This window comes from Streptomyces blattellae (genome assembly GCF_009709555.1).
GTDB lineage: Bacteria > Actinomycetota > Actinomycetes > Streptomycetales > Streptomycetaceae > Streptomyces > Streptomyces blattellae.
In genome coordinates this window covers 15,678-34,526 of the sequence record NZ_WJBG01000150.1, presented here as the reverse complement: position 1 = coordinate 34,526, position 18,849 = coordinate 15,678, and the positions used below count along the sequence as shown (strand labels likewise).

The window sequence follows — 18,849 nt, the reverse complement described above, 5'->3', positions numbered from 1 at the left end:
CCGGGTGAACCCGTATGCAGGTCGACGAGACTGAACCGCTCGGGGATGCGAGCCAACCGTTCGGGCACGAAGAAGAGACCGACGACGTCGAACTCGCGGTGCTCGGACTCGGCTACGTCGGGCTGCCCCTCGCTCGGGAGGCGACCTCGGTCGGCCTGAGAGTCGTGGGGCTCGACCGGAACGCCGACGTCGTCACCGCGCTGAACGCCGGGCACTCGCACGTCGACGACGTGTCCGACGAGGACGTCCGCCGCATGCGGGCGGCAGGATTCACGGCATACACGGACGACCTCTGTCTCGCCCGAGCACAGAACATGGTCATCTGTGTGCCCACCCCGCTGGGCCAGGACGGGGGCCCCGATCTGAGCGCGGTGACCGACGCCACCCGGACGATCGCCGGGCGGCTGCGGCGCGGGCAGCTCGTCGTCCTGGAGTCGACCACCTACCCCGGCACCACCGAGGAGATCGTCCGCCCGTTGCTGGAGGAGTCCGGGCTGCGCGTCGGTGAGGACTTCGCCCTGGCGTTCTCACCGGAGCGCATCGATCCCGGCAACTCCACGCACCAACTGCGCGACACCCCGAAGGTCGTCGGCGGCTGCACCCCGTCATGCGCGGCACGCGCCGTCGCCCTCTACGGCAAGCTCGTCGACACCGTCGTCCAGGCGAAGGGCACCCGCGAGGCCGAACTGGCCAAGCTCATCGAGAACACGTACCGGCACGTCAACATCGCCCTGGTCAACGAACTGACCATCATCAGCCACGAGTTGCACGTCGACGTCTGGGACGCCATCCGCTGCGCCGCCACCAAGCCGTTCGGCTTCCAAGCCTTCAGACCCGGTGCCGGAGTGGGCGGGCACTGCATTCCGATCGACCCCAACTACCTGTCGTACAAGGTGCGTTCATCGCTCGGCTACGAGTTCCGCTTCGTCGGGCTCGCCCAGGAGATCAACCGCCGGATGCCGGAGTACGTCGTGCGCCGCGCCCAGGACCTCCTCAACAGCGTCGGCAGGCCGGTGCACGGCTCCCGGGTGCTGCTCATGGGTGTCACCTACAAGCCCGACGTGGCCGACCAACGCGAGTCGCCCGCAGTGCCGGTGGCCCGGCTGCTGCGGGAACGGGAGGCGGAGATCTCCTTCCACGACCCCCACGTGCCCGAGTGGTCCGTCGACGGCGTGGCCGTCCCCCGTGTCGGCGACGCCATCGCGGCCGCGCGGGACCACGACCTGACGATCCTGCTGCAGGACCACTCGGCCTACGACCTGCCCGCCCTCGCCGATGAGGCCCGACTGCTGTTCGACACCCGGGGGCGGATCTTCCGGCCGGGGATCGAGGAGCTCTAGACAGCTCCTCCTCACGGTCCGGTCCCACGGAGTTGAAAGGCGCCCTGATGCGGATACTCGTCGTCACCGTCGTGCACCACCCCGAGGACGCTCGCATCCTGCACAGGGAGATAACGGCCCTGAGGGATCGCGGCCACGAGATCGTCTACGCGGCCCCCTTCACCGCCCGCTCAGTGGCGCCGCGGCCGTTCGTCGAGGGGGTGGACCTGCCGCGGGCCGCGGGCCGCAGCCGCCGCGCGGCACTGCGTGCGGCCCGCGCCCTGCTCGCCGAACGGGGGCCCGAAGTGGATCTGGTGCTGCTGCACGACCCCGAACTGCTGCTGGCCCTCCCCGGCGCCCTGCGTCGGTGGCAGCGCACCGGCCGGTCTCCGGTGACGGTGTGGGACGTGCACGAGGACACGGCGGCGGCACTGGTTATGAAGGGCTGGGTGCCGGGGCCGTTGCGCCCGCCCCTGCGGCTCGCGGTGCGCGCGGCGGAACGCCTGGCGGAGCGCCGGATACGCCTGCTGCTCGCCGAGGACGCCTACCGGGCGCGCTTTCGCCGCTCCCACCCGGTGGTGCCGAACCTCGCCGCCGTGCCGGCTGCCGTGCCGGCTCCGCCCGGCGACGACCGGGTCGTCTACGTGGGGCATCTGTCTCGGGCCCGCGGCGCGCTGGACCTGATCGAGACGGCCCGACTGCTCGGCCCGTCGGTCCGGATCGAAGTGATCGGCGCAGCGGACTGCGACGTACGCGACGCGCTCGCCGAGGCCGACCGCGACGGCGTCCTGCACTGGCACGACTTCCTGCCCAACGACCGCGCCCTCGCCCTGCTGTCCGGCGCCACGGCCGGCCTCTCTCTCCTGCACGACCAGCCCAACTACCGCCACTCACGCCCCACCAAGGTCGTCGAGTACATGGCTTACGGCGTCCCCGTCGTCACCACGCCGACCCCTCTCGCCGCCGAACTCGTCCGGGACCACGGCTGTGGCCTCGTCGTCCCTTATGAGGACCCGGCGGCGGCCGCGGCCGCGATACGGCGCCTGAGCAGTGACGCCGAACTGCGGCTGCGCGCCGCGCGACGGGGGCGCAACGCGGCCCTCACCGAACTCAACTGGCCTGCGCGGGCCGACGAGTTCGCAGGGTGGCTGGAGAAGTGGGTGGCGGAGTCGAACGCGATGAACGACGGCACCTGCCGCAACACGCCCACCTCCACGGCCAGGTCCAGCTAGGTCGACCTCATCGGCGACGCGGCCGACGCCCTGCTGTCGTCGAGGAGACACTGCGGGTCCACCCGCCCATCGCCTCGCTGCCGTTGCGGTTCGCCGTCACCGACCTCACCGTGTGCGAGCCCGACCCAGGCCCCGCACACGACCACGGCGACCTGTGCCCGCCGCGGCGTTCCGGTGTTCTGCGCGAAGTCGGGCAGGGCGGAGATCTCATACGGCGGTGTAGGCGCCGTCGACGAGATGGTAGCCGCCGTGGACGAAGGAGGCCCGCTCGGACAGCAGGAAGGCGATCAGCTCGGCGACCACGGCCGGGCGCACGTCCCGGACGTCGTCGGTGCCGAGCCGGTCGGCGATGATGCGGGCCGACTCCTCCTGGGCGTCGACCTGATGCGTTCGTACGCGGCGAACAGCGTGGGCTCGCGGTCCACCAGCGCCAGCAGCCGCCGCATCCGCGGGCGCAGGTGCCGGGCGGGGTTCTCCTCGTCGGCCAGCCAGTCCCGTACCGCCCTGCGGTAGGCGAGCAGTGGCGGCTCGGCGGCGGGGCGGGCGCGGAGCAGGGCGTTGATACGGGCGCCGTCCCCGCGGACGAAGTCCAGGGCGGCGTCCTCCTTGCCGGTGAAGTGCCGGCTGAAGGTGCGCCGCGTGACATCCGCCCGCTGGGCGATCGCCTCCACCGTGGTGGCCGCCAGGCCGCGCTCCAGGATCAGGTCGAGGGCGGCGGTGGCCAGGGCGTTACGGGTCTGGCGGGCCTTGCGCTGCCGGCGGTCTTCCGGGGTGGCGGGTTCCGGGGCGGTGCGGGGCGGAGAGGCGGTGGACTGCGTCGCCTTCATGACTTCGAGGCTACCCCGGTGATGTCCCAGTGGGACATGTGTGGTGGTGAGCCTTCGCGGGCGCCGTGATCAAGGTGTGACATCCGTTCGGCCGCCCACGGGCGTCGCTGCCCCCTGACCCATGTCGAGATGATGATCGAAACTCCAGGCATTCAACGGCTCCCTTTCGTTTCGTGCGGATCGCAGAACGCCCTACCGTGGCGTGGTGACGACTCAGATGATCATCCTCAACGGTGGTTCGAGCTCGGGAAAGTCCGGGATCGTACGGTGTCTCCAGGCCGAACTGCCCGATCCATGGCTGGCGTTCGGGTGCGACTCGTTCGTCGACGCTCTGCCCGCGAGGATGCAGGCGTCGGACGAGGGCATCGTGTTCGCCGCGGACGGCGGGGTGAGCGTCGGGGCGGAGTTCATGGCGCTGCAGGCGGCCTGGATGGACGGTGTCGCGGCCATGGCCCGTGCGGGCGCCAGGGTCATCATCGATGACGTGTTCCTCGGCGGAGCGGGGTCCCAGCAGCGATGGCAGAAGTCTGTGGACGGGCTGGCCGTGTTGTGGGCCGGTGTCAGATGTGAGAGTGCGGTCGCCGCGGGTCGTGAGGTGGCACGCGGAGACCGCGTTCGTGGGATGGCCGTGTCGCAGGCGGATGTGGTGCACGAAGGGGTGCGCTACGACGTGGAGGTGGACACGACGCATACCGAGTCCCTGCTGTGCGCGCGAACCATCGCCGCTCACGTCACCTGACCACCTGACCACCTGATCGCCGGATCGGCTCCCGGGGGACTTCAGCGGTCTGCACCGGACCGCCCCGCGCGTTCTCCATCACCACGCTGAGCCACGCTGAGCAAGGGGCCTTCGACGGTGTTGTCGTCCACCGCGACGCCCATGTGTTCGACGACCACCTCGATGACGGGGGATGTCACCAGGGGTGCGGCGGCCGTCCTCTGGCGAGCGGCTCCCCGGGTTCGAACCATTCGGGGCACCGCCTCACACGGCGGATTCGGCTCCTTCCAAGGGGCTGACCCGGCCGGTTGGGCATCACGCCTCCCAAGGCGACAGCCGACGGTGACATGGGCGAACCTGACCGCGGGCACTGACATCGCGACGGCACAGAGCCGCCGGCCGGTGTGGCATTCCGCGGCCCTGCCGCAGCCACGCATCACCCGGTCAGGGACGAGTCGCGAAGCGGGAACGCGAATCCAGGAAAGCGATGATCTTGCTCGGGCTGAACAGCCACAGCACCTTGTGGACGCCCTCGGCCGAGGCGGCGACCGTCATGAACGCGACCGGTTGGCCCGCTCGTCGGACCAGCACGCCCGTACAGCCGTTGGCGTCCACGAACTCGGGCTCCGCTTCCCGCCACAACTGCCGGTACGTCGACAGCCTGGCCACACGTGCGCGGCCCAGCACAGGCAGCCGAGCGCAGCCTCGCATGCCGTTGCCGTCGGACAGGCTGACGGCATCGGGGGTGAGAAGGGCCTCAAGCGATGCCACGTCTCCCGTTTGAGCCGCTGAGACGAACGCGGTGAGGAGGCGCCGGTGCTCCGCGGTGTCCACGCTCCCCCGTTGCTCGGCCGACAGATGCCTGCGCGCGCGGCTGACGATCTGCCGCACGTTGACGAGGCTGAGTCGAAGGATCTCGGCGATCTCGGGATAGGCATAGTCGAATGCCTCGCGCAGTACATACGCGGCGCGCTCGGTGGGGCTCAGCTTCTCCAGGACCAGCAGCAGCGCCAGTTCAAGGGCCTCCGCGCGCTGCGCGCCGGCCTCCGGGTCGGAGCTCGTGTCGATGGGCTCCGGCAGCCACGGTCCGATGTAGGTTTCCCGGCGCACACGGGCAGACTGGGCAACATTGACGGCCAGGCGGGTGGTCGTAGTGGAGAGGAAGGCCACCGGGCTGACCACGACGGAGCGGTCGGTCTTCTGCCAGCGCAGCCATACCTCTTGGACCACGTCCTCAGCCTCGACCGCACTGCCGAGGATGCGGTAGGCGATGCCGAACAGGCGCGGTCGGTGCTGCACGAAGACAGCCAAGGCGTCGTCGAGGCTGTCTGTCGTGGGAGGCGGGTCGAGGTCCATGGTCCTCCGGTTCTCCTTCCAGAGCCTCAGGCAGGGACAGAGTGCTCCCCAACGGTGCGGTAAGAGCATGGGCACTCGCTATGTGGCGGGGGGCTGGTTCCAGGAACGCAGTTTGTCGGGGTTGAGGACGACCCAGACCTGTGCGACATGCTGGTCGGCGATGTCGAGGCTGATGACGGCGGCGACCTGGTGGTCGTAGCGGGCGACGAGGCCGGTGCGGCCATTGACGGACTGGGTGTTCACGGTGGTGCGTGGGCGACGGGCCAGGAGGGTGAGCAGACTGTGGGCGACTTGCCGACTGCCGTGGACCGGCCCGGTCAGGGCACGGACCTTGCCGCCCCCGTCGAAGAACGCCGTGGCGTCCGGGCACAGCAGGGAGGCCAGCAGCTCCGCGTCCTGGCTCACGCACGCCTCACGAACCGCGCGGGCAAGGGCATCGTGCCGTTGCGGTGTCGTGGGGCGTGAACGCTGCCGGCGAAGACACCGACGTGCCCGCTCGGCGAGTTCGGCGCACTCCGGCTCGGTGCGCCCGACGATGTCGGCGACCGCGCCCGGAGCCATCCCGAAGACGTCATTGAGCACGAACACCGCCCGCTCGGCAGGCGACAGGGAATCCAGCGCGTGCAGCAGAACCCGGCTGACCTCGGCCTCCAGCTCCGCCTGCGCTCCCTGGGCATCCGCCGCCTCCCTGCGGTGACCGTCTCTGGGGCCGGCCTGCTCCCGGCCCGGGCGGGCCAGGCGGACCAGACAGATGCCGCCCGCCGTGCTCGCCAGCCAGGACCGGGGCGTCCTGATCTCCTGTCGTGCAGCGTCGGACAGCCCGTACCACCTGCGGTAGGTCTCGTCGACCACGCTCTCCGCCTCACCCGGACTGCCCAGCATCCAGTAGGCGACGTCCAGCAGAATCCGGCGCTCGTCGAGCAACTCCGCGATCGGCACCGCGTCCGGGTGGTCCATACGGCATCCTCCGTCCGTCGGCCGAGCCTTCCGTCTCAATCCTTAGACCGGACACACCCGGATCTCGTGACACCATGCCCGCCGCCGACCGGGTGACGGCCGGGTAGGAGGAGCGGGTCGGGCTAGTAGCAGTCGACGAAGGTGACCGTCTCGTCGAGCGGTGCCCGGCCCGTACGGGTGCGGTCCGCCGTGGCGTCCTCGAACCCGATCGACATGCCGCAGAAGAGGACCAGTTCGTCCGGGGGTGACAGGACCTCCGCGACGGTCTTGTGATACTTCGCCCATGCCATCTGCGTGCAGCTGTGCAGCGCTTCGGCGCGGAGCAGCAGCATGACGGTCTGGAGGAACATGCCGACGTCGGACCACTGGGCCGGACCCATGGCGCGGTCGATGTAGCAGAACAGAGCGGCGGGTGCGCCGAAGCAGTCCCAGTTCGCGGACGCGGCCCGCTGGCGTGCCTCCAGGTCCTCGCGCGGAATTCCGAGTGCGCCGTAGCGCTGCTCACCGAAGGCGGAACGGCGCTCGGCGTACGGGGACTTCAGCGCGGGCGGGTACTGCTCGTACTCCGGCTCGTCCCAGGGGTCGCCTGCATCCACGCGCTCGCAGGCGCGCTTCTTGAGTTCGGCCAGTCGCTCGCCGGTCAGCACATAGGCGTGCCACGGCTGAAGATTCGATGCGGAGGGCGTCCAGGCCGCAGCGGACAGCACGCGCTCCAGTACCTCCCTCGCTACAGGCCGGTCGGTGAATCCACGTACCGCGCGCCGACTCGTGACCGCCTCATAGACGTCCAAGATCGTCTACCTCCCGTGTGCTCAACGTTTCCCCCCTCCGTTGCACTCACGATGGTATCATTCAATACAGTCTCGCGTTTAACTAACGTTGAGTATTCATCCATCGCCCGCGGCCCCTGCCCCGGGGCACAGCTCTCTGGAGAAAGTCCATGGCCACGCTGCTGCACATCGACTCGTCCGTGTTCCCTGGCGAGGCGTCCTCGTCCCGCTCGGTCGCGGCTGCCTTCCGCACGGCCTGGGAGGAGCAGCACCCGGAAGGCACGGTGATCTACCGCGACCTCGCTTCCGACCCCGTCCCGCACATCACCGCCGACGCCTGGTCCGCCGGCTACGCCGCCCCGTCCGAGCGCACCCCGGAGCAGTCCGCCGCGTTCGCCGCGCGCGTGGAGCTCATCGAGGAACTGGAGCAGGCGGACACCGTCCTGATCGGCGCCCCGATGTACAACTTCTCGATTCCGTCGACGCTCAAGGCGTGGCTGGACAGTGTGCTGCTGCTCGGACGTACCGCGGGTGAGACACCGTCCGCCCAGGGCACTCCGGTCATCGTGGTCGCCAGCCGCGGCGGCTCCTACGCGCCGGGCACCCCGCGCGAGGGCTTCGAGTTCGTCCAGAACTACCTGGAGGCCGTCCTCAAGGGCACCCTCCGCCTGGACCTCCACTTCATCGTCCCGGAACTCACCATGGCGCCCCGCAACCCGGCCATGTCCGAACTGGTCCCCCTCTACCAGGCCTCCCGCGAGCGGGCCTTCGAGGACGCGACCGCCAAGGCCAAGGAGTTCGCGGAGCGCTTCGCCGCATAGCCCCGGACATGGTCGCCGTGTGACGCCTCGCCCCAGGGCGTCACACGGCGTTCCCGCCGCCGACGGCATGGCTCACCCGGCAGCCGGCCCGTGTCCGGGTGCGCCTGTCGGTCACCGACCCGGGGGATGGGCGAACCGGGTCAGCAGGTCGGTCAGTTGCTCGGCCTCGCCGGGACCCAGTCCGGCAACCAGATGCTCAGCCAGTGGCATCGCCGCCACATGAGCCGCGTCGAAAAGCTCGATGCCCTGCGGCGTGATCTCCACCGCGCGCACCCGCCGGTCCCCGGGAACCGCCTTGCGCACGGCCAGCCCCTTACGCTCCAGGTCGTCCACGACCCGCATGATCCCCGCCTTGTCCGACCCCGTCGCCGTGACCAGGTCCCGCTGCACCGTGGGCCCGCGGTCGACCAGCACGATCAGCACGGCGAAATGCCGCAGCTCGATTCCGAGGGGCCGGAGCGCCTCCGCCATCACCGTGGCCGCGTGCCAGTGCGCGCGGCGCAGCAGCAGGCCGAGAGCGAAAGGCGATGCGTCCCCGGGCCGGTCGGTCGCACGCGAGGCGGTGGTCTCGGGAGGAACGTCGGTGGTCATGGGGCCACGGTACCGCCCCCATTCATTCGATACGGTTGCGATGGAAACCGAATCGGCTCGGCAGATCCGGTCGCGGCCGGAGGGCCTAGGCCGACGTAGCCTCGCCCGCGAGGCGCATGGTGCGGATCTCCTTGCGGGAGGAGATGCCGAGCTTCGAGAACACCTTGCGCAGGTGCCACTCGACCGTGTGCGGGCTGATGAACAACTGGGCGCCGATCTCGGGGTTGGTGAGGCCGTCGCCGACGAGACGAGCGATGTGCGCTTCCTGAGGAGTGAGCGCCACGTCTGTCGCGGCGGTGTACCTGCGCACCTTGGCTCCCGTGGCCTGCAACTCGCGTCGCGCGCGTTCCGCGAAGGCCTCGGCCCCGATGCCGCTGAGCATGTCGTGGGCGGCGCCCAGCTGCGCACGGGCATCGGTACGGCGGTTCTCGCGACGCAGCCACTCGCCGTAGAGCAGCCGGACGCGCGCGCTCTCCATCCGCACCTCGGTGGTGCCGAGCCGCTCGATCGCCTCACGATACAAAGCGTCGGCGACCTGCCCGTCGCTCACCAGAGCATGGGCGCAGGCCGAGGTGCCAAGAGCCCAGTCAGTGCCGCTGGCCTGCGCCATCTCGCCGATCCTCTGGACCGCCTCGGCAGCGTGTTCCGGCCGCCCGAGGCGTACGGACGCCTCGGTCAGCTCAACCATCGACTGCAGCGACAGGCCGAGTTCCGACAGGTTCTCGCAGCCGCGCTTCGCCGCCGCATAGGCCTCCTCGTACCGACCGAGGCCGTTGTAGAGCACCGCCGCCGCCCACTGCGTGGCGGTCACCGCCTTGCCTTCCCCGCGGAGCAGAAGGTCTTGGGTGATGGCATCGATCGCCCGGCGGGTCGAGGACTCCCGGCCCTTCCACGGCTCGACGACCAGCGCTCCGTAGTGCGCGAAGAAGCTGCTGCCGATCGCCTCGCCGATCGCGGACGCCTCCACGACAAGCGAGTCGGCCAGGGCGAGGTCGCCGGCGAAGACCCGGTTCGACAGACGCAGCAGCAGAGCCGACGGCAGTATGGACAACGCGCCCGTCTCGCGGGCCAGGTCGACCAACCGCGCCGAGAGCACGGACCAGGTCTCGAAGTCCCATGTGCTGTGAGCCATGCGGCAGGCGAGCGGGAGCCAGCCGAGTCCCTCTTCCTTGGTGGCCCCTTCGGTACGGAATACGGTCAGCGCCTGGAGCACCAGCGGTGCGCCGGCGGCGTAACCGTCCGTCGTCACCCGCGCCACGCCGTCCAGGAGGAGATCGTCACGCGTCGGTTCACCGGGCGTCGGTGCGCTGAGCACGGCGTTGGCCACGTCGAGGACGCCGCCCCTCGGCAGCCGGCCGGCGGTGAGAGCCGCGTAGATCGCGTCCCGGTAGGTCTCGCGGGCGATCCTGGCGTCGAGCGTCTCGAATCGCTTGGCCGCTTCGAGCAGCGTGGGCAGACCGGTGCTGGCGCTCTGGGCCGCGGACATGATCCGCCCGCGCAGCAGTTTCGCCTGCGCGGCCCCGAGTTCGTCCAGCGGACCCAGCTCCGCCGCGTCCGCCAGTTCTCGCGCGGCCTCGAACGCGCCGGCCTGGTACTTGGCCTGCGCCGCTGCCAGCGCCCTGGCGCCGCGGCGTGCCGGGTCGGGGGTCAGCTCGGCAGCCCGATCGAGAAAGGCGGCAGCCGCGGCGACACCGCCCCGCGCCTGCGCCCGGCCCGCCGAGCGCTCCAGTTCGGCGGCGACCGCCTCGTCCGGCGCCGCCGTCGCGCGTGCCAGATGCCATGCCCGGCGGTCGGGATCGAGTTCGGCGTCGGTCGCGTCGGCCAGCGCTCTGTGGACCTCGCGCCGGTCGTCCAGGCCCGCCATGCGATAGACCGCCGAGCGCACCAGCGGGTGCCGGAAGCGCACCCAGGCACCGAGGGTGATCAGCCCTGACGCTTCTGCGTTCACCGCGGCGGTGTCCATGGCGACGCCCAGCAGTTCCGCCGCACGCCTCAACAACGTCACGTCCCCCACCGGCTCGGCGGCGGCGGTGAACAGCAGGCGTTGCGTCTCGGCCGGGAGCGACCGGACACGCTGGAGAAAGCTCTTCTCAAGCTGGTTCGCCAGAGGCGTCGCGTCAGGGCGCCCGAAGTCGTCGGCCAGATCCAGGGTGCTCAACTCGCGGGGCAGTTCGAGCAGCGCAAGCGGGTTGCCGCGGGTCTCGGCGACGATGCGGTCGCGCACCCGCTTGTCGAGCGGACCCGTGACGACCGAGTCGAGCAGTTTTCGGGAGCCTGGAGACGGCGAGAGTCCTCGGCCGGCCCCTGGCTCCCCGAAGCGGTGGACACCCGCGCAACCCCGGAAGCGGCAGCCGAAGGGCGCGACGCCGTCGAAAGAGCGGTCCTCCTGCTGATGGAAGCACTCACGCCGCGGCAACGCGCCGCGTATGTCCTGCGGGAGGGATTCGGCTACCCCTACAGCAGCATCTCCGAGATCCTGCACCTCAGCGTGGTCAATGCGCGCCAGCAGGTCACCCGTGCCCAGTCCCGCCTCGCCGGGAACCGTCGCAAGCAGCCCGTGGACTCCATCGCATACCGGCGGCTCGTCCAGGCATTCTTCGCGGCAGCCCAGGCCGGTGACCTTCCGCGCTTGGAAAAAGTCCTTTCCATGGACGCCGACCAGCAATCGGCCGGCGGGACGGTGTCGCCCGCGGAAAGCGAATAGGCGTCGCTTTGGCACACCCGCTGCAATCACGAGAAGCCGGGCTCCGCATCCGTCCCGACCGTGCGGATCCGGATATGGCCGGGGTGGATTACCATGCGGTATGCCCGCGCGCGCTGACATCGATCTGGTCGTGTTCGACATCCTGGGAACTCTCGTGGACGGATCGAAGGCGTGGGCCAGATCCTGGTAGCCGGCGATGTCGGGATGGATGCCCATGTCGTCCATCCTCTTCTCGATCACGCCCAGCTCAGCCAGCCCGGCGCGAAGGCCCTCCTCGTCGCGTACGACTCCGGCATGCTCGGTCATGGTGTTGCGGATGGCGCGTTGCAGCGCGCGGACGTTCTCCGCTCCATCAGCGACGAGAAGATCGTCGATCTCCGCGCGGGCCTGCGCGATCGCTGACGGCGACCGGCGTTGCACGGTCAGGGACTGTGCGTGGGCGGCTGCCGCCCGGCCCGTGATGCGGCCGAAGACCAGCAGCTCGATGAGGCTGTTCCCACCGAGGCGATTGGCACCGTGCAGCCCGCTCGACGCCTCGCCGATGGCGTACAGCCCACGCACGTCCGTGCTGTGGTCCTCAGGGCGTACCCACACTCCGCCCATCGAGTAGTGGGCGGTCGGCGCGATCTCGATCGGCTCGCGGGTGATGTCCAGCATCTGCAGGTCCAGCAGCGTCTGGTAGACGCGGGGGAGCCGCGACATGATCGTCTGCCGGGGCAGATGGGAGACGTCGAGCCATACGCCGCCCTTCGGCGTCCCGCGCCCTTCCTTGATCTCGGTGTAGGCGGCCAGGGCCACGCGGTCGCGCGTGGACAGCTCCATGCGGTCAGGGTCGTAGCGCGCCATGAACCGTTCCCCGAGGGCATTGCGCAGGATCCCGCCCTCACCCCGGGCGGCCTCGCTGACGAGGGTGCCGGCCGCGTTCTCCGGCTCGATGATGCCCGAAGGATGGAACTGGACCAGCTCGGGGTCGCGCAGACGGGCGCCGGCCTCCACGGCCAGACGGAAGGAGTCCCCGGTGTTCTCGTCGCGCCGCGAGGACGTGCGCCGCCAGATGCGGGTGTGGCCACCCGCGGCAAGAATCACGGCGTCCGCGTGGATCAGATAGCGCGTCCCGTCGGTGAGGTCGAAGCCGTATGCGCCGAAGACGGCACCGTCATGCACCAGGAGCCGGGTGATGTAGACGCCTTCCAGCACCGGGATCTTGAGCTGGTCCGCGCGCCTGATGAGCGTGCGCTGGATCTCCAGTCCCGTGTAGTCACCGGCGAAGGCGGTCCGCCGGAACTTGTGCGCGCCGAAGAACCGCTGGGAGATCCGGCCGTCCTCCTCCCTGGCGAAAGCCATGCCGTAACGCTCCAGATCGTCGATGCCCCGAGCGGCGCCCTGGGCGACGATCCGCACGGTGCGGGGGTCGGCGAGCAGATAACTCTCTTTGAGCGTGTCCGCCGCGTGCTGCCGCCAGCTGTCCTCGGGATCCATCGTGGCCAGGGCTGCGTTGATTCCCCCGGCAGCGAGTGCCGTATGGGCGTCGTCCTTGGGACGCTTGCCGACCGCGAGGACATCCATGCCGGCCTCGGCCAGTTCGATGGCTGCTCGCAGCCCAGCTCCTCCGGTGCCGATCACCAGCACCATGGTGGAAAGACGTTGTTCGCTGATGGCCACGGTCCGCTCCGATCGCCTTGGGTCTCACCCAGTACGACCGGGCTGTCCCGGAATCTGTGACACGTCCGGGTCGGGAACGGGCACGCTGTCGTCAGCTGTTCAGTGAAGCCGCGTAGGGAGCCAGCTTCGCCGGGTTCATGACCCACATGATGCGTTCGACACCGTGTGCTGACGCTTCGATGGACAGCAGGGCCACGGCTTTGCCGTCGGCCGAGACGAGGACGGCCGGCCTGCCGTTGGCCTCGACCCAGCGGACGGTGGTCGGGGGCCAGAATGCCGGGGCGAAGGCGGCGAGGTACCGGGAGACGCGTGAACGCCCGACGACCGGAATCCTGGATGCCCCGCGGATCCCTCCGCCGTCGGAGTAGCTGACCACGTCCGCGGTGAGCAGCTCCTCCAGCACCGAGAGGTCGCCGGTCTGTGCCGCGGCGAGGAACACCTCCAGCAGACGTCGGTGATCGGCAGAGCTGACCGGCTCCCTGCGTTCCGCGGTCAGATGCTTCCGTGCACGGCTGACCAGCTGGCGTGTATTCGCTTCGCTCGTCTCCAGGACGGCCGCGATCTGCTTGTACGGGTAGTCGAAGGCCTCCCGCAACACGTAGGCGGCCCGTTCCACGGGGTTGAGCTTCTCCAGGAGAAAGAGCACCGCCAGGTCGAGCGCCTCCGCCCGTTCCGCTCCCAACTGCGGATCCACGCTGGTGTCGATGGGCTCGGGCAGCCAGGGCCCGACGTACGACTCACGCCGCATCCGGGCTGACTGGGCCAAGTTGATCGCCAGACGCGCGGTGACCGTAGCCAGGAACGCCGTCGGCTCATGGATGTCGGTGCGGTCGGTGTTCTGCCACCGCAACCACGCCTCCTGGACGATGTCCTCGGCTTCCGAGGCGCTGCCGAGCACGCGGTACGCGATGCCGAACAGGCGGGGACGCGCCGCGATGAAATCCCTTGCGGCCCGGTCGAGGGAGCCCGCGTCGTCCTCGGCGTCCATCGGTCCCTCCCTCACGCCACACCCAGAAGGTCTCATTGTGCTCGCGCAGCACGCGTCCCTCGTCCCGTACCCGGTAGTCGAAGCGTGTCCGGATCCGGCTCGCGTCACATGTGAACCAGGACAAGCCCGGCGGCCCATGTGTGACAGAAAGCGTCCCGGCGGGCCCGTCCGAGTGCTCCGCGGGCCGGGCACTACCCCAGCTCACGGCAGCGATGGGTGGGACGGGCGATCGGCGCGGCGGGCGGAGGCGTTGGTAGCGTCGGCGTGTACCGTGCCGGCCGGTGCGGTGTGCCGCTCGACCGAGAGAGACCTGATGTCCCCGACGATTCGCAGGGCCGTGATCCCGGCCGCCGGACTCGGTTCCCGTCTGCTGCCCCTGACGAAGGCGACACCGAAGGAGATGCTCCCGGTCGGCGACAAGCCGGTCATCGAGCACACCGTCCGCGAGTTGGTGGATTCCGGTATCACCGACATCACCATCGTCGTCTCCGGCGGCAAGAGCCTCATCCAGGAGCACTTCCGGCCCAACCCCGCACTCGTCGAACAACTCCGCGCCGACGGCAAGACGGCCTACGCGGACGCGGTGGAGGAGGTCGCGGAGCTGGCCCGCCGGGGCCACATCACCTATCTGGACCAGTACGGCCCGTACGGCAACGGCACCCCGGTGCTGAACGCCGCCCGCGCCTTCGGCGACGAGCCGGTGCTGGTGCTGTGGCCCGACGACGTCTTCGTGGCCGAGGTCCCCCGAGCCCAGCAGCTGATCCGCGCGTACGAGCAGACCGGCTGCCCGGTGCTGGCCCTCTTGCCGATGGACCCTACCGAGTCCCAGCGCTACGGCGTGCCCATCGTCAAGGAAGACCTCGGCGACGGCCAGCTGCGCATCACCGGGCTGGTCGAGAAGCCCGAACCGGCCGCCGCCCCGTCGTCGTACGCGGCCATCGGCGGCTACGTCATCACCCCCGGCATCATCGACGAACTGCGTGAGCAGACCCGCCGCTGGTACGAGCACAGGACCGGCGAGGTCTACCTGACCGACGCCATCAACGCCTACGCCGCCACCCGCGCGGTGTACGGGCAGGTCATCAAGGGCCGCTGGTACGACACCGGCAACCCGGCCGACTACCTGGTCGCCCAGATGGCGTTCGGCCTCGCCCACCCGGAGTACGGCCCCGTACTGCGCGGCCTGGTCGCGGGACTCGACGTCGACCGCGCCGCCGCCCTCCAGGTGGAAGCCAGCGCCTGACCTGCCGCTTTCCGATCCGGAACAGCGCGTCATGTCAACGGGCTGTCCGTCGCCGGGGTCGTACCGTGGCGGGCCCGGATGATGGAGATCACGGTGTCGGTGGTGTGGTCGAGGTAGCTGCGGCCATCGGCCAGTCTGCCCTCGGGGCTGATGTAGCCGCGCGGCCCGAGGTGAGTGGCCGGGTCGAGCCGGTGCACGGTGATCTTCCCGGCGCGGGCGGCGCGGTTCCATCCGCTGCGGCGGAACAGGCGCCAGCGCTGGGGGAAGATCCAGGTGCCGACCCGCTCGATCCGGTCGCTCGCGCTGGTCAGCCGATGCACATGCGCGGCGTGGGTGAGGTCGTTGGCGCCGTTGTGGAACCCGCCGAGCGTGATCAGCAGGAGCGGGCAGCGCAACTGGGTGTGCAGTTCGTCCACCGCGCCGGTGGCGACCTGCGCGCCTCCGCTGTAGCTGAGCAGCACCACGGGGATGCCGCTGTCGGGCCGGTAGCCGGCGAGCCGTAGCTGGGTGGCGATCTGGGAGCCGACGGCCCGGTTGTACAGGGGCCGGTAGCGGTGGTCGGCGGCGACGAAGACCTGCATGACGTTGTGCAGGAACAGCAGCAGCCCGATGTGGTGGCGCAGCCACGCCCACACCGGCCGGTCGGCGAGCGGGTCGGCCAGCGGCGAGTAGGGCTGCACCTGACCCAGCACCCGCAGTTCCGGCGCTCCGGCGAGCACGGCCTTGACCAGCTGGCCGCCGTCCCGGGTGTCACGGACCCGGCGCTTCCCGATGCCGTCCAGGTAGACCAGGTACGCGTCCGGGGGACTCTCGGGGGCCGCGCCTCGGGCGTAGGGCACGCCCTCCGGGAGCTCGGTGACGGGCGCCCGCCAGCCGGCGCTGTAGGCGAGCACCTCGTAGCGGGCCAGCAGGGCCTCGGCGAGCAGCACCGGCCCCAGCGCGCAGACCCAGAGCACGAAGCCGTTCATGCGAGCACCTCCGGTGCCCGGGTCGCACTGATCCGCACGACCAGACGCCGTACGGCTTCCACCGCGACCCCAAGAGCGGCCCCGGCGACGGCCACGCAGCCTGCGGCGCCCCACCAGCCGAGCCCGGCCGCCGCCGCGAGCGGGCCGGCCAGACCGGCCCCGACCCCCACCAGGAGCAGCAGGTGGAGCAGGGGTCCGAGCAAGGGGAACGCAAGCACGGCAGCGAGCACCAGCGGGGCCACCAGGCCCGGCGTCCACAGCAACTCGTCGCCCGGCGTCGGAGAGGACGGCACCAGCTCGGCCAGGGTCCACGCGGTCAGCGGCCACAGCGCGAACACGGCAGCCTCGACGAGGCCCGCGGCCACCAGCAGCCCGGCCACGAAGGTCCGCGACATGCCGGGCCGGCGCGACACCAGGGGCAGGATGCGCCCGGCGGCCTCCGACAGCCCGGCGAACACCAGCAGGGCGATGACAGGTGACATCGCTCAGCCTCCCGGTGACGGATCGACGGGAACCGACGCACGGACCGGGCCGGCCGCTCGCAGGTACCGTTCGAGTTCGTCGGCGGCCCGCGCATACCCACCCGCCTCGTGCTGGGCGACCTGCAGGGTGCTCGCGGCTGCCCCGAACCCGGGCTCGTGCAGCAGGCGCCGGGCGAGGGCACGCACAGAGCCCCTGGTGACGTCGTCGGTACGGACCGACAGGCCTGCGCCCAGCTCGACGACACGGCGGGCCACCATCGGCTGGTCGGCGCCCTGCGGGACCACCAGCATCGGAACCCCGGCGTACATGGCCTCGTTGACGCTGTTCATCCCGCCATGGGTGATGAACAGCGCCGCGCGGGCCAGCACCTCCGGCTGCGGCACGAAGCGGCGGGCGAGCACGTTGACCGGCAACGGTCCCAGCGCGTCGGGATCGGTCTGCCCGGTGGACAGGATCACGGTGCCGCCCAGCGGGGCCAGCGCGGTCGCGAAAGTGCGCAGCAGTTGCGGGTCGGCGTTGAACACCGTGCCCAGCGAGGCGTACAGCACCGGGTCCTGGAGCCGGTCGGCCGGGAACGACGGGTCGGCGGGACGGGCGCCGATGCTCGGGCCGACGAACCGGTAGGACCGGCCGAACTCCTCGGCGGCGGGCTGGAACGCCCGCGAGGTGTAGACCAGATTGAGCGGCTGGCGGATGTTCCCCAGGTCGAGCAGCGGCAGCCCGTGAGCGTCGTAGCGGCGGTGCAGCGCCCAGCGGGACCGCGCGTAGCCCTGGAGGCTGCGAGGCCGGGCGGTTGCCGCGGCCAGCATCTCCCACGAGCCGCGGGTAGGGCTGGGCACATGCCGGTTGAAGGCGAACGTGGTGAACGACGACGCCGCCGGCACCTTGAGTTCGCGGGCGGCGACCGCGCCCCATGGACAGGCGTTGTCGTGGACGATCAAGTCGGGCCGGACGCGACGCAGGTCGGAGAGAACAGCGGGCAGCAGGTGGACAGCCGTGCCCGCGAGCCCCTCCAGCATCGTGAGCGGCGTCGGAGGATCGGGGAGCGGCTGGTCGCCCCCGGGGTAGAGACACACGGTCGCGCCGGTGGCCTCGATCTCCGCACGGAACGCGGGCGAGGTGTGGTAGGCGACGGAGTGGCCGCGCCGGACGAGCTCGGCCACGACCGGCAGCGTCGGGTTGACACGCCCGTGCATGGCGATGTTGAGGAACGCGATGGTGCTCACAGACCGACCCTCCGTTCGGAAGAGGTGGATGCTTCGCCCGGACCGGCGGACGGCACCGCGGTGTCGTCGGCCCGGTACAGGCCCGGACCATCGATGCGCAGCCCGTCGAGAAAGCGCCCGGCCGTGCGGGACGCGGTGCTGATCATCCGCTGGGAGTGGCCGAAGTCCCACGGGGCGGGCCAGGCCTCGATCCCGGTCGGCAGCACGACGGTGGGGATGTGCTGGGAGACCTCACGCAGGTCACGCTCGATCTGGTGGTGCAACAGCAGCAGCCCGGCCCTGGCGGCGATCGCACCGGCACGTCGGCGCGGATTGACCGGGCGCAACGGAGCGCTCTCCGGGCCCGTCGCCACGACGACCACGCTGGCCGCCCCCGCCTGCCGGGCAGCCAGTACCGGGACATAGGCGACCACCCCGCCGTCGACGAGCGTCCGGCCCGCACGATCCACCGGCGGCAGCATCCCGGGAATGGCGGCGCTGGCCAGCAGCGCGGACTCAAGGTCCCCGTGGTCGAGCAGCGCCGGAGCGCCGCTCACCAGGTCCATGGCCACCGCGGTGAACGGCACCGTCAACTGCTCGATCCGCGACGGCAGTTCGGCGCGGGCGATCAGTCGGCGCAGGCCGCGGTCGGTGAAGATGCTGGCCCGTGAGGACAGACAGCCGAGCGGATACACCTCGCGGCGGCGCAACTGCGTCCACACGTGGTCCAGCCACGGCGCGGCCCGGTCGGGATGGGCGGCCGCGATGGCCCCGTTGAGGGCGCCGACCGAGGTTCCGATGATCATGTCCGGCACGAATCCGCGCTGCTCCAGCGCGTATCCCACACCGACATGCGCCGCCCCCAGCACGCCACCGGCGCCCACCACCACGGCGACGGGACGGGGGAGGGCGTGCAATCCTGCCGCCGAGTCGCCTCCGCTGGAGCCGAAGTGTGCCGATGCGCCTGCTCCTTGGCGCCGGCCAACCGTCATGATGAGCCTCTCG

The 18,849-nt window shown here is 70.6% G+C and carries 16 protein-coding genes and 2 pseudogenes; 6 read left to right on the top strand and 12 right to left on the bottom strand.

Features of this window, described 5'->3' with window-relative positions:
- Positions 1–14 precede the first annotated feature (14 nt).
- Complete coding sequence (locus tag GFH49_RS17270) at positions 15–1,340, top strand: nucleotide sugar dehydrogenase (protein WP_155056784.1); 1,326 nt, start codon at positions 15–17, stop codon at positions 1,338–1,340.
- Positions 1,341–1,387: 47 nt separating this feature from the next.
- The gene (locus GFH49_RS17265; RefSeq protein WP_196218028.1) at positions 1,388–2,551 is read left to right on the top strand and encodes a glycosyltransferase; all 1,164 of its coding nucleotides are present in this window, start codon (positions 1,388–1,390) and stop codon (positions 2,549–2,551) included.
- Between the two features lie 207 nt (positions 2,552–2,758).
- On the opposite strand, the pseudogene GFH49_RS17255 reads toward GFH49_RS17265, so the two are convergent.
- Positions 2,759–3,378: pseudogene (locus GFH49_RS17255) on the bottom strand (TetR/AcrR family transcriptional regulator).
- A gap of 205 nt (positions 3,379–3,583) precedes the next feature.
- Between GFH49_RS17255 and cpt the strand changes: the two are divergent.
- Positions 3,584–4,117 (top strand): chloramphenicol phosphotransferase CPT, encoded by a 534-nt coding sequence (gene cpt / locus GFH49_RS17250; protein ID WP_196218027.1) that lies wholly within the window; start codon positions 3,584–3,586, stop codon positions 4,115–4,117.
- A gap of 423 nt (positions 4,118–4,540) precedes the next feature.
- Here the strand turns inward: cpt and GFH49_RS17245 are convergent, their stop codons facing one another.
- The 3 genes from GFH49_RS17245 to GFH49_RS17235 form a co-directional block, all read right to left on the bottom strand.
- The gene (locus GFH49_RS17245) at positions 4,541–5,452 is read right to left on the bottom strand and encodes a sigma-70 family RNA polymerase sigma factor (protein ID WP_155056782.1); all 912 of its coding nucleotides are present in this window, start codon (positions 5,450–5,452) and stop codon (positions 4,541–4,543) included.
- A 78-nt stretch (positions 5,453–5,530) separates the two neighbouring features.
- Positions 5,531–6,409 (bottom strand): sigma factor-like helix-turn-helix DNA-binding protein, encoded by an 879-nt coding sequence (locus tag GFH49_RS17240; protein ID WP_155056781.1) that lies wholly within the window; start codon positions 6,407–6,409, stop codon positions 5,531–5,533.
- 122 nt (positions 6,410–6,531) lie between these two features.
- A complete protein-coding gene (locus GFH49_RS17235; protein ID WP_155056780.1) occupies positions 6,532–7,200 on the bottom strand; it encodes a nitroreductase in 669 nt (222 codons plus the stop codon).
- A 149-nt stretch (positions 7,201–7,349) separates the two neighbouring features.
- Between GFH49_RS17235 and GFH49_RS17230 the strand changes: the two genes are divergently transcribed.
- Positions 7,350–8,000 carry an FMN-dependent NADH-azoreductase gene (locus GFH49_RS17230; protein ID WP_155056779.1) on the top strand — a complete coding sequence of 217 codons (651 nt, stop codon included), beginning with the start codon at positions 7,350–7,352 and terminating at the stop codon, positions 7,998–8,000.
- A 111-nt stretch (positions 8,001–8,111) separates the two neighbouring features.
- Here GFH49_RS17230 and GFH49_RS17225 read toward each other — a convergent pair whose 3' ends face one another.
- Both GFH49_RS17225 and GFH49_RS41540 read right to left on the bottom strand, forming a co-directional pair.
- Complete coding sequence (locus tag GFH49_RS17225; RefSeq protein WP_155056778.1) at positions 8,112–8,591, bottom strand: MarR family winged helix-turn-helix transcriptional regulator; 480 nt, start codon at positions 8,589–8,591, stop codon at positions 8,112–8,114.
- A gap of 85 nt (positions 8,592–8,676) precedes the next feature.
- Positions 8,677–8,973 carry a helix-turn-helix domain-containing protein gene (locus GFH49_RS41540; RefSeq protein WP_230396347.1) on the bottom strand — a complete coding sequence of 99 codons (297 nt, stop codon included), beginning with the start codon at positions 8,971–8,973 and terminating at the stop codon, positions 8,677–8,679.
- A gap of 2,010 nt (positions 8,974–10,983) precedes the next feature.
- Here GFH49_RS41540 and GFH49_RS41535 point away from each other — a divergent pair.
- Complete coding sequence (locus tag GFH49_RS41535) at positions 10,984–11,295, top strand: sigma factor-like helix-turn-helix DNA-binding protein (RefSeq protein ID WP_155056816.1); 312 nt, start codon at positions 10,984–10,986, stop codon at positions 11,293–11,295.
- Positions 11,296–11,841: 546 nt separating this feature from the next.
- Here the strand turns inward: GFH49_RS41535 and GFH49_RS41530 are convergent.
- Both GFH49_RS41530 and GFH49_RS17205 read right to left on the bottom strand, forming a co-directional pair.
- Positions 11,842–12,927 (bottom strand): annotated as a pseudogene (locus tag GFH49_RS41530) (FAD-dependent oxidoreductase); the annotation flags it as partial.
- Positions 12,928–13,048: 121 nt separating this feature from the next.
- The gene (locus GFH49_RS17205) at positions 13,049–13,945 is read right to left on the bottom strand and encodes an RNA polymerase sigma-70 factor (RefSeq protein WP_155056777.1); all 897 of its coding nucleotides are present in this window, start codon (positions 13,943–13,945) and stop codon (positions 13,049–13,051) included.
- Positions 13,946–14,258: 313 nt separating this feature from the next.
- Between GFH49_RS17205 and GFH49_RS17200 the strand changes: the two genes are divergently transcribed.
- Entirely contained in the window at positions 14,259–15,188 is a 930-nt protein-coding gene (locus tag GFH49_RS17200) for a UTP--glucose-1-phosphate uridylyltransferase (protein WP_155056776.1), read from the top strand.
- Positions 15,189–15,217: 29 nt separating this feature from the next.
- On the opposite strand, the gene GFH49_RS17195 is transcribed toward GFH49_RS17200, so the two are convergent.
- The 4 genes from GFH49_RS17195 to GFH49_RS17180 are packed head-to-tail and all read right to left on the bottom strand — an operon-like array spanning position 15,218 to position 18,761.
- The gene (locus GFH49_RS17195) at positions 15,218–16,156 is read right to left on the bottom strand and encodes a hypothetical protein (RefSeq protein WP_155056775.1); all 939 of its coding nucleotides are present in this window, start codon (positions 16,154–16,156) and stop codon (positions 15,218–15,220) included.
- Complete coding sequence (locus GFH49_RS17190; RefSeq protein WP_155056774.1) at positions 16,153–16,638, bottom strand: hypothetical protein; 486 nt, start codon at positions 16,636–16,638, stop codon at positions 16,153–16,155. Before GFH49_RS17190 ends, GFH49_RS17195 begins: the two co-directional genes overlap by 4 nt.
- A gap of 3 nt (positions 16,639–16,641) precedes the next feature.
- The gene (locus tag GFH49_RS17185; protein WP_155056773.1) at positions 16,642–17,865 is read right to left on the bottom strand and encodes a macrolide family glycosyltransferase; all 1,224 of its coding nucleotides are present in this window, start codon (positions 17,863–17,865) and stop codon (positions 16,642–16,644) included.
- Positions 17,862–18,761: a patatin-like phospholipase family protein gene (locus tag GFH49_RS17180; protein WP_230396344.1), complete on the bottom strand. Its 900-nt coding sequence runs from the start codon at positions 18,759–18,761 to the stop codon at positions 17,862–17,864. Before GFH49_RS17180 ends, GFH49_RS17185 begins: the two co-directional genes overlap by 4 nt.
- Between the last annotated feature and the right edge of the window lie 88 nt (positions 18,762–18,849).

Bases quoted from the DNA above. Each gene is read 5' to 3' on its own strand.
- GFH49_RS17205 (WP_155056777.1), bottom strand. From the start codon at position 13,945: ATGGACGCCGAGGACGACGCGGGCTCCCTCGACCGGGCCGCAAGGGAT.
- GFH49_RS17240 (WP_155056781.1), bottom strand. From the start codon at position 6,409: ATGGACCACCCGGACGCGGTGCCGATCGCGGAGTTGCTCGACGAGCGC.
- GFH49_RS17230 (WP_155056779.1), top strand. From the start codon at position 7,350: ATGGCCACGCTGCTGCACATCGACTCGTCCGTGTTCCCTGGCGAGGCG.
- GFH49_RS17265 (WP_196218028.1), top strand. From the start codon at position 1,388: ATGCGGATACTCGTCGTCACCGTCGTGCACCACCCCGAGGACGCTCGC.
- GFH49_RS17245 (WP_155056782.1), bottom strand. From the start codon at position 5,452: ATGGACCTCGACCCGCCTCCCACGACAGACAGCCTCGACGACGCCTTG.
- GFH49_RS17270 (WP_155056784.1), top strand. From the start codon at position 15: ATGCAGGTCGACGAGACTGAACCGCTCGGGGATGCGAGCCAACCGTTC.
- GFH49_RS41540 (WP_230396347.1), bottom strand. From the start codon at position 8,973: ATGCTCAGCGGCATCGGGGCCGAGGCCTTCGCGGAACGCGCGCGACGC.
- GFH49_RS17190 (WP_155056774.1), bottom strand. From the start codon at position 16,638: ATGTCACCTGTCATCGCCCTGCTGGTGTTCGCCGGGCTGTCGGAGGCC.
- GFH49_RS17225 (WP_155056778.1), bottom strand. From the start codon at position 8,591: ATGACCACCGACGTTCCTCCCGAGACCACCGCCTCGCGTGCGACCGAC.
- GFH49_RS41535 (WP_155056816.1), top strand. From the start codon at position 10,984: ATGGAAGCACTCACGCCGCGGCAACGCGCCGCGTATGTCCTGCGGGAG.
- GFH49_RS17195 (WP_155056775.1), bottom strand. From the start codon at position 16,156: ATGAACGGCTTCGTGCTCTGGGTCTGCGCGCTGGGGCCGGTGCTGCTC.
- GFH49_RS17200 (WP_155056776.1), top strand. From the start codon at position 14,259: ATGTCCCCGACGATTCGCAGGGCCGTGATCCCGGCCGCCGGACTCGGT.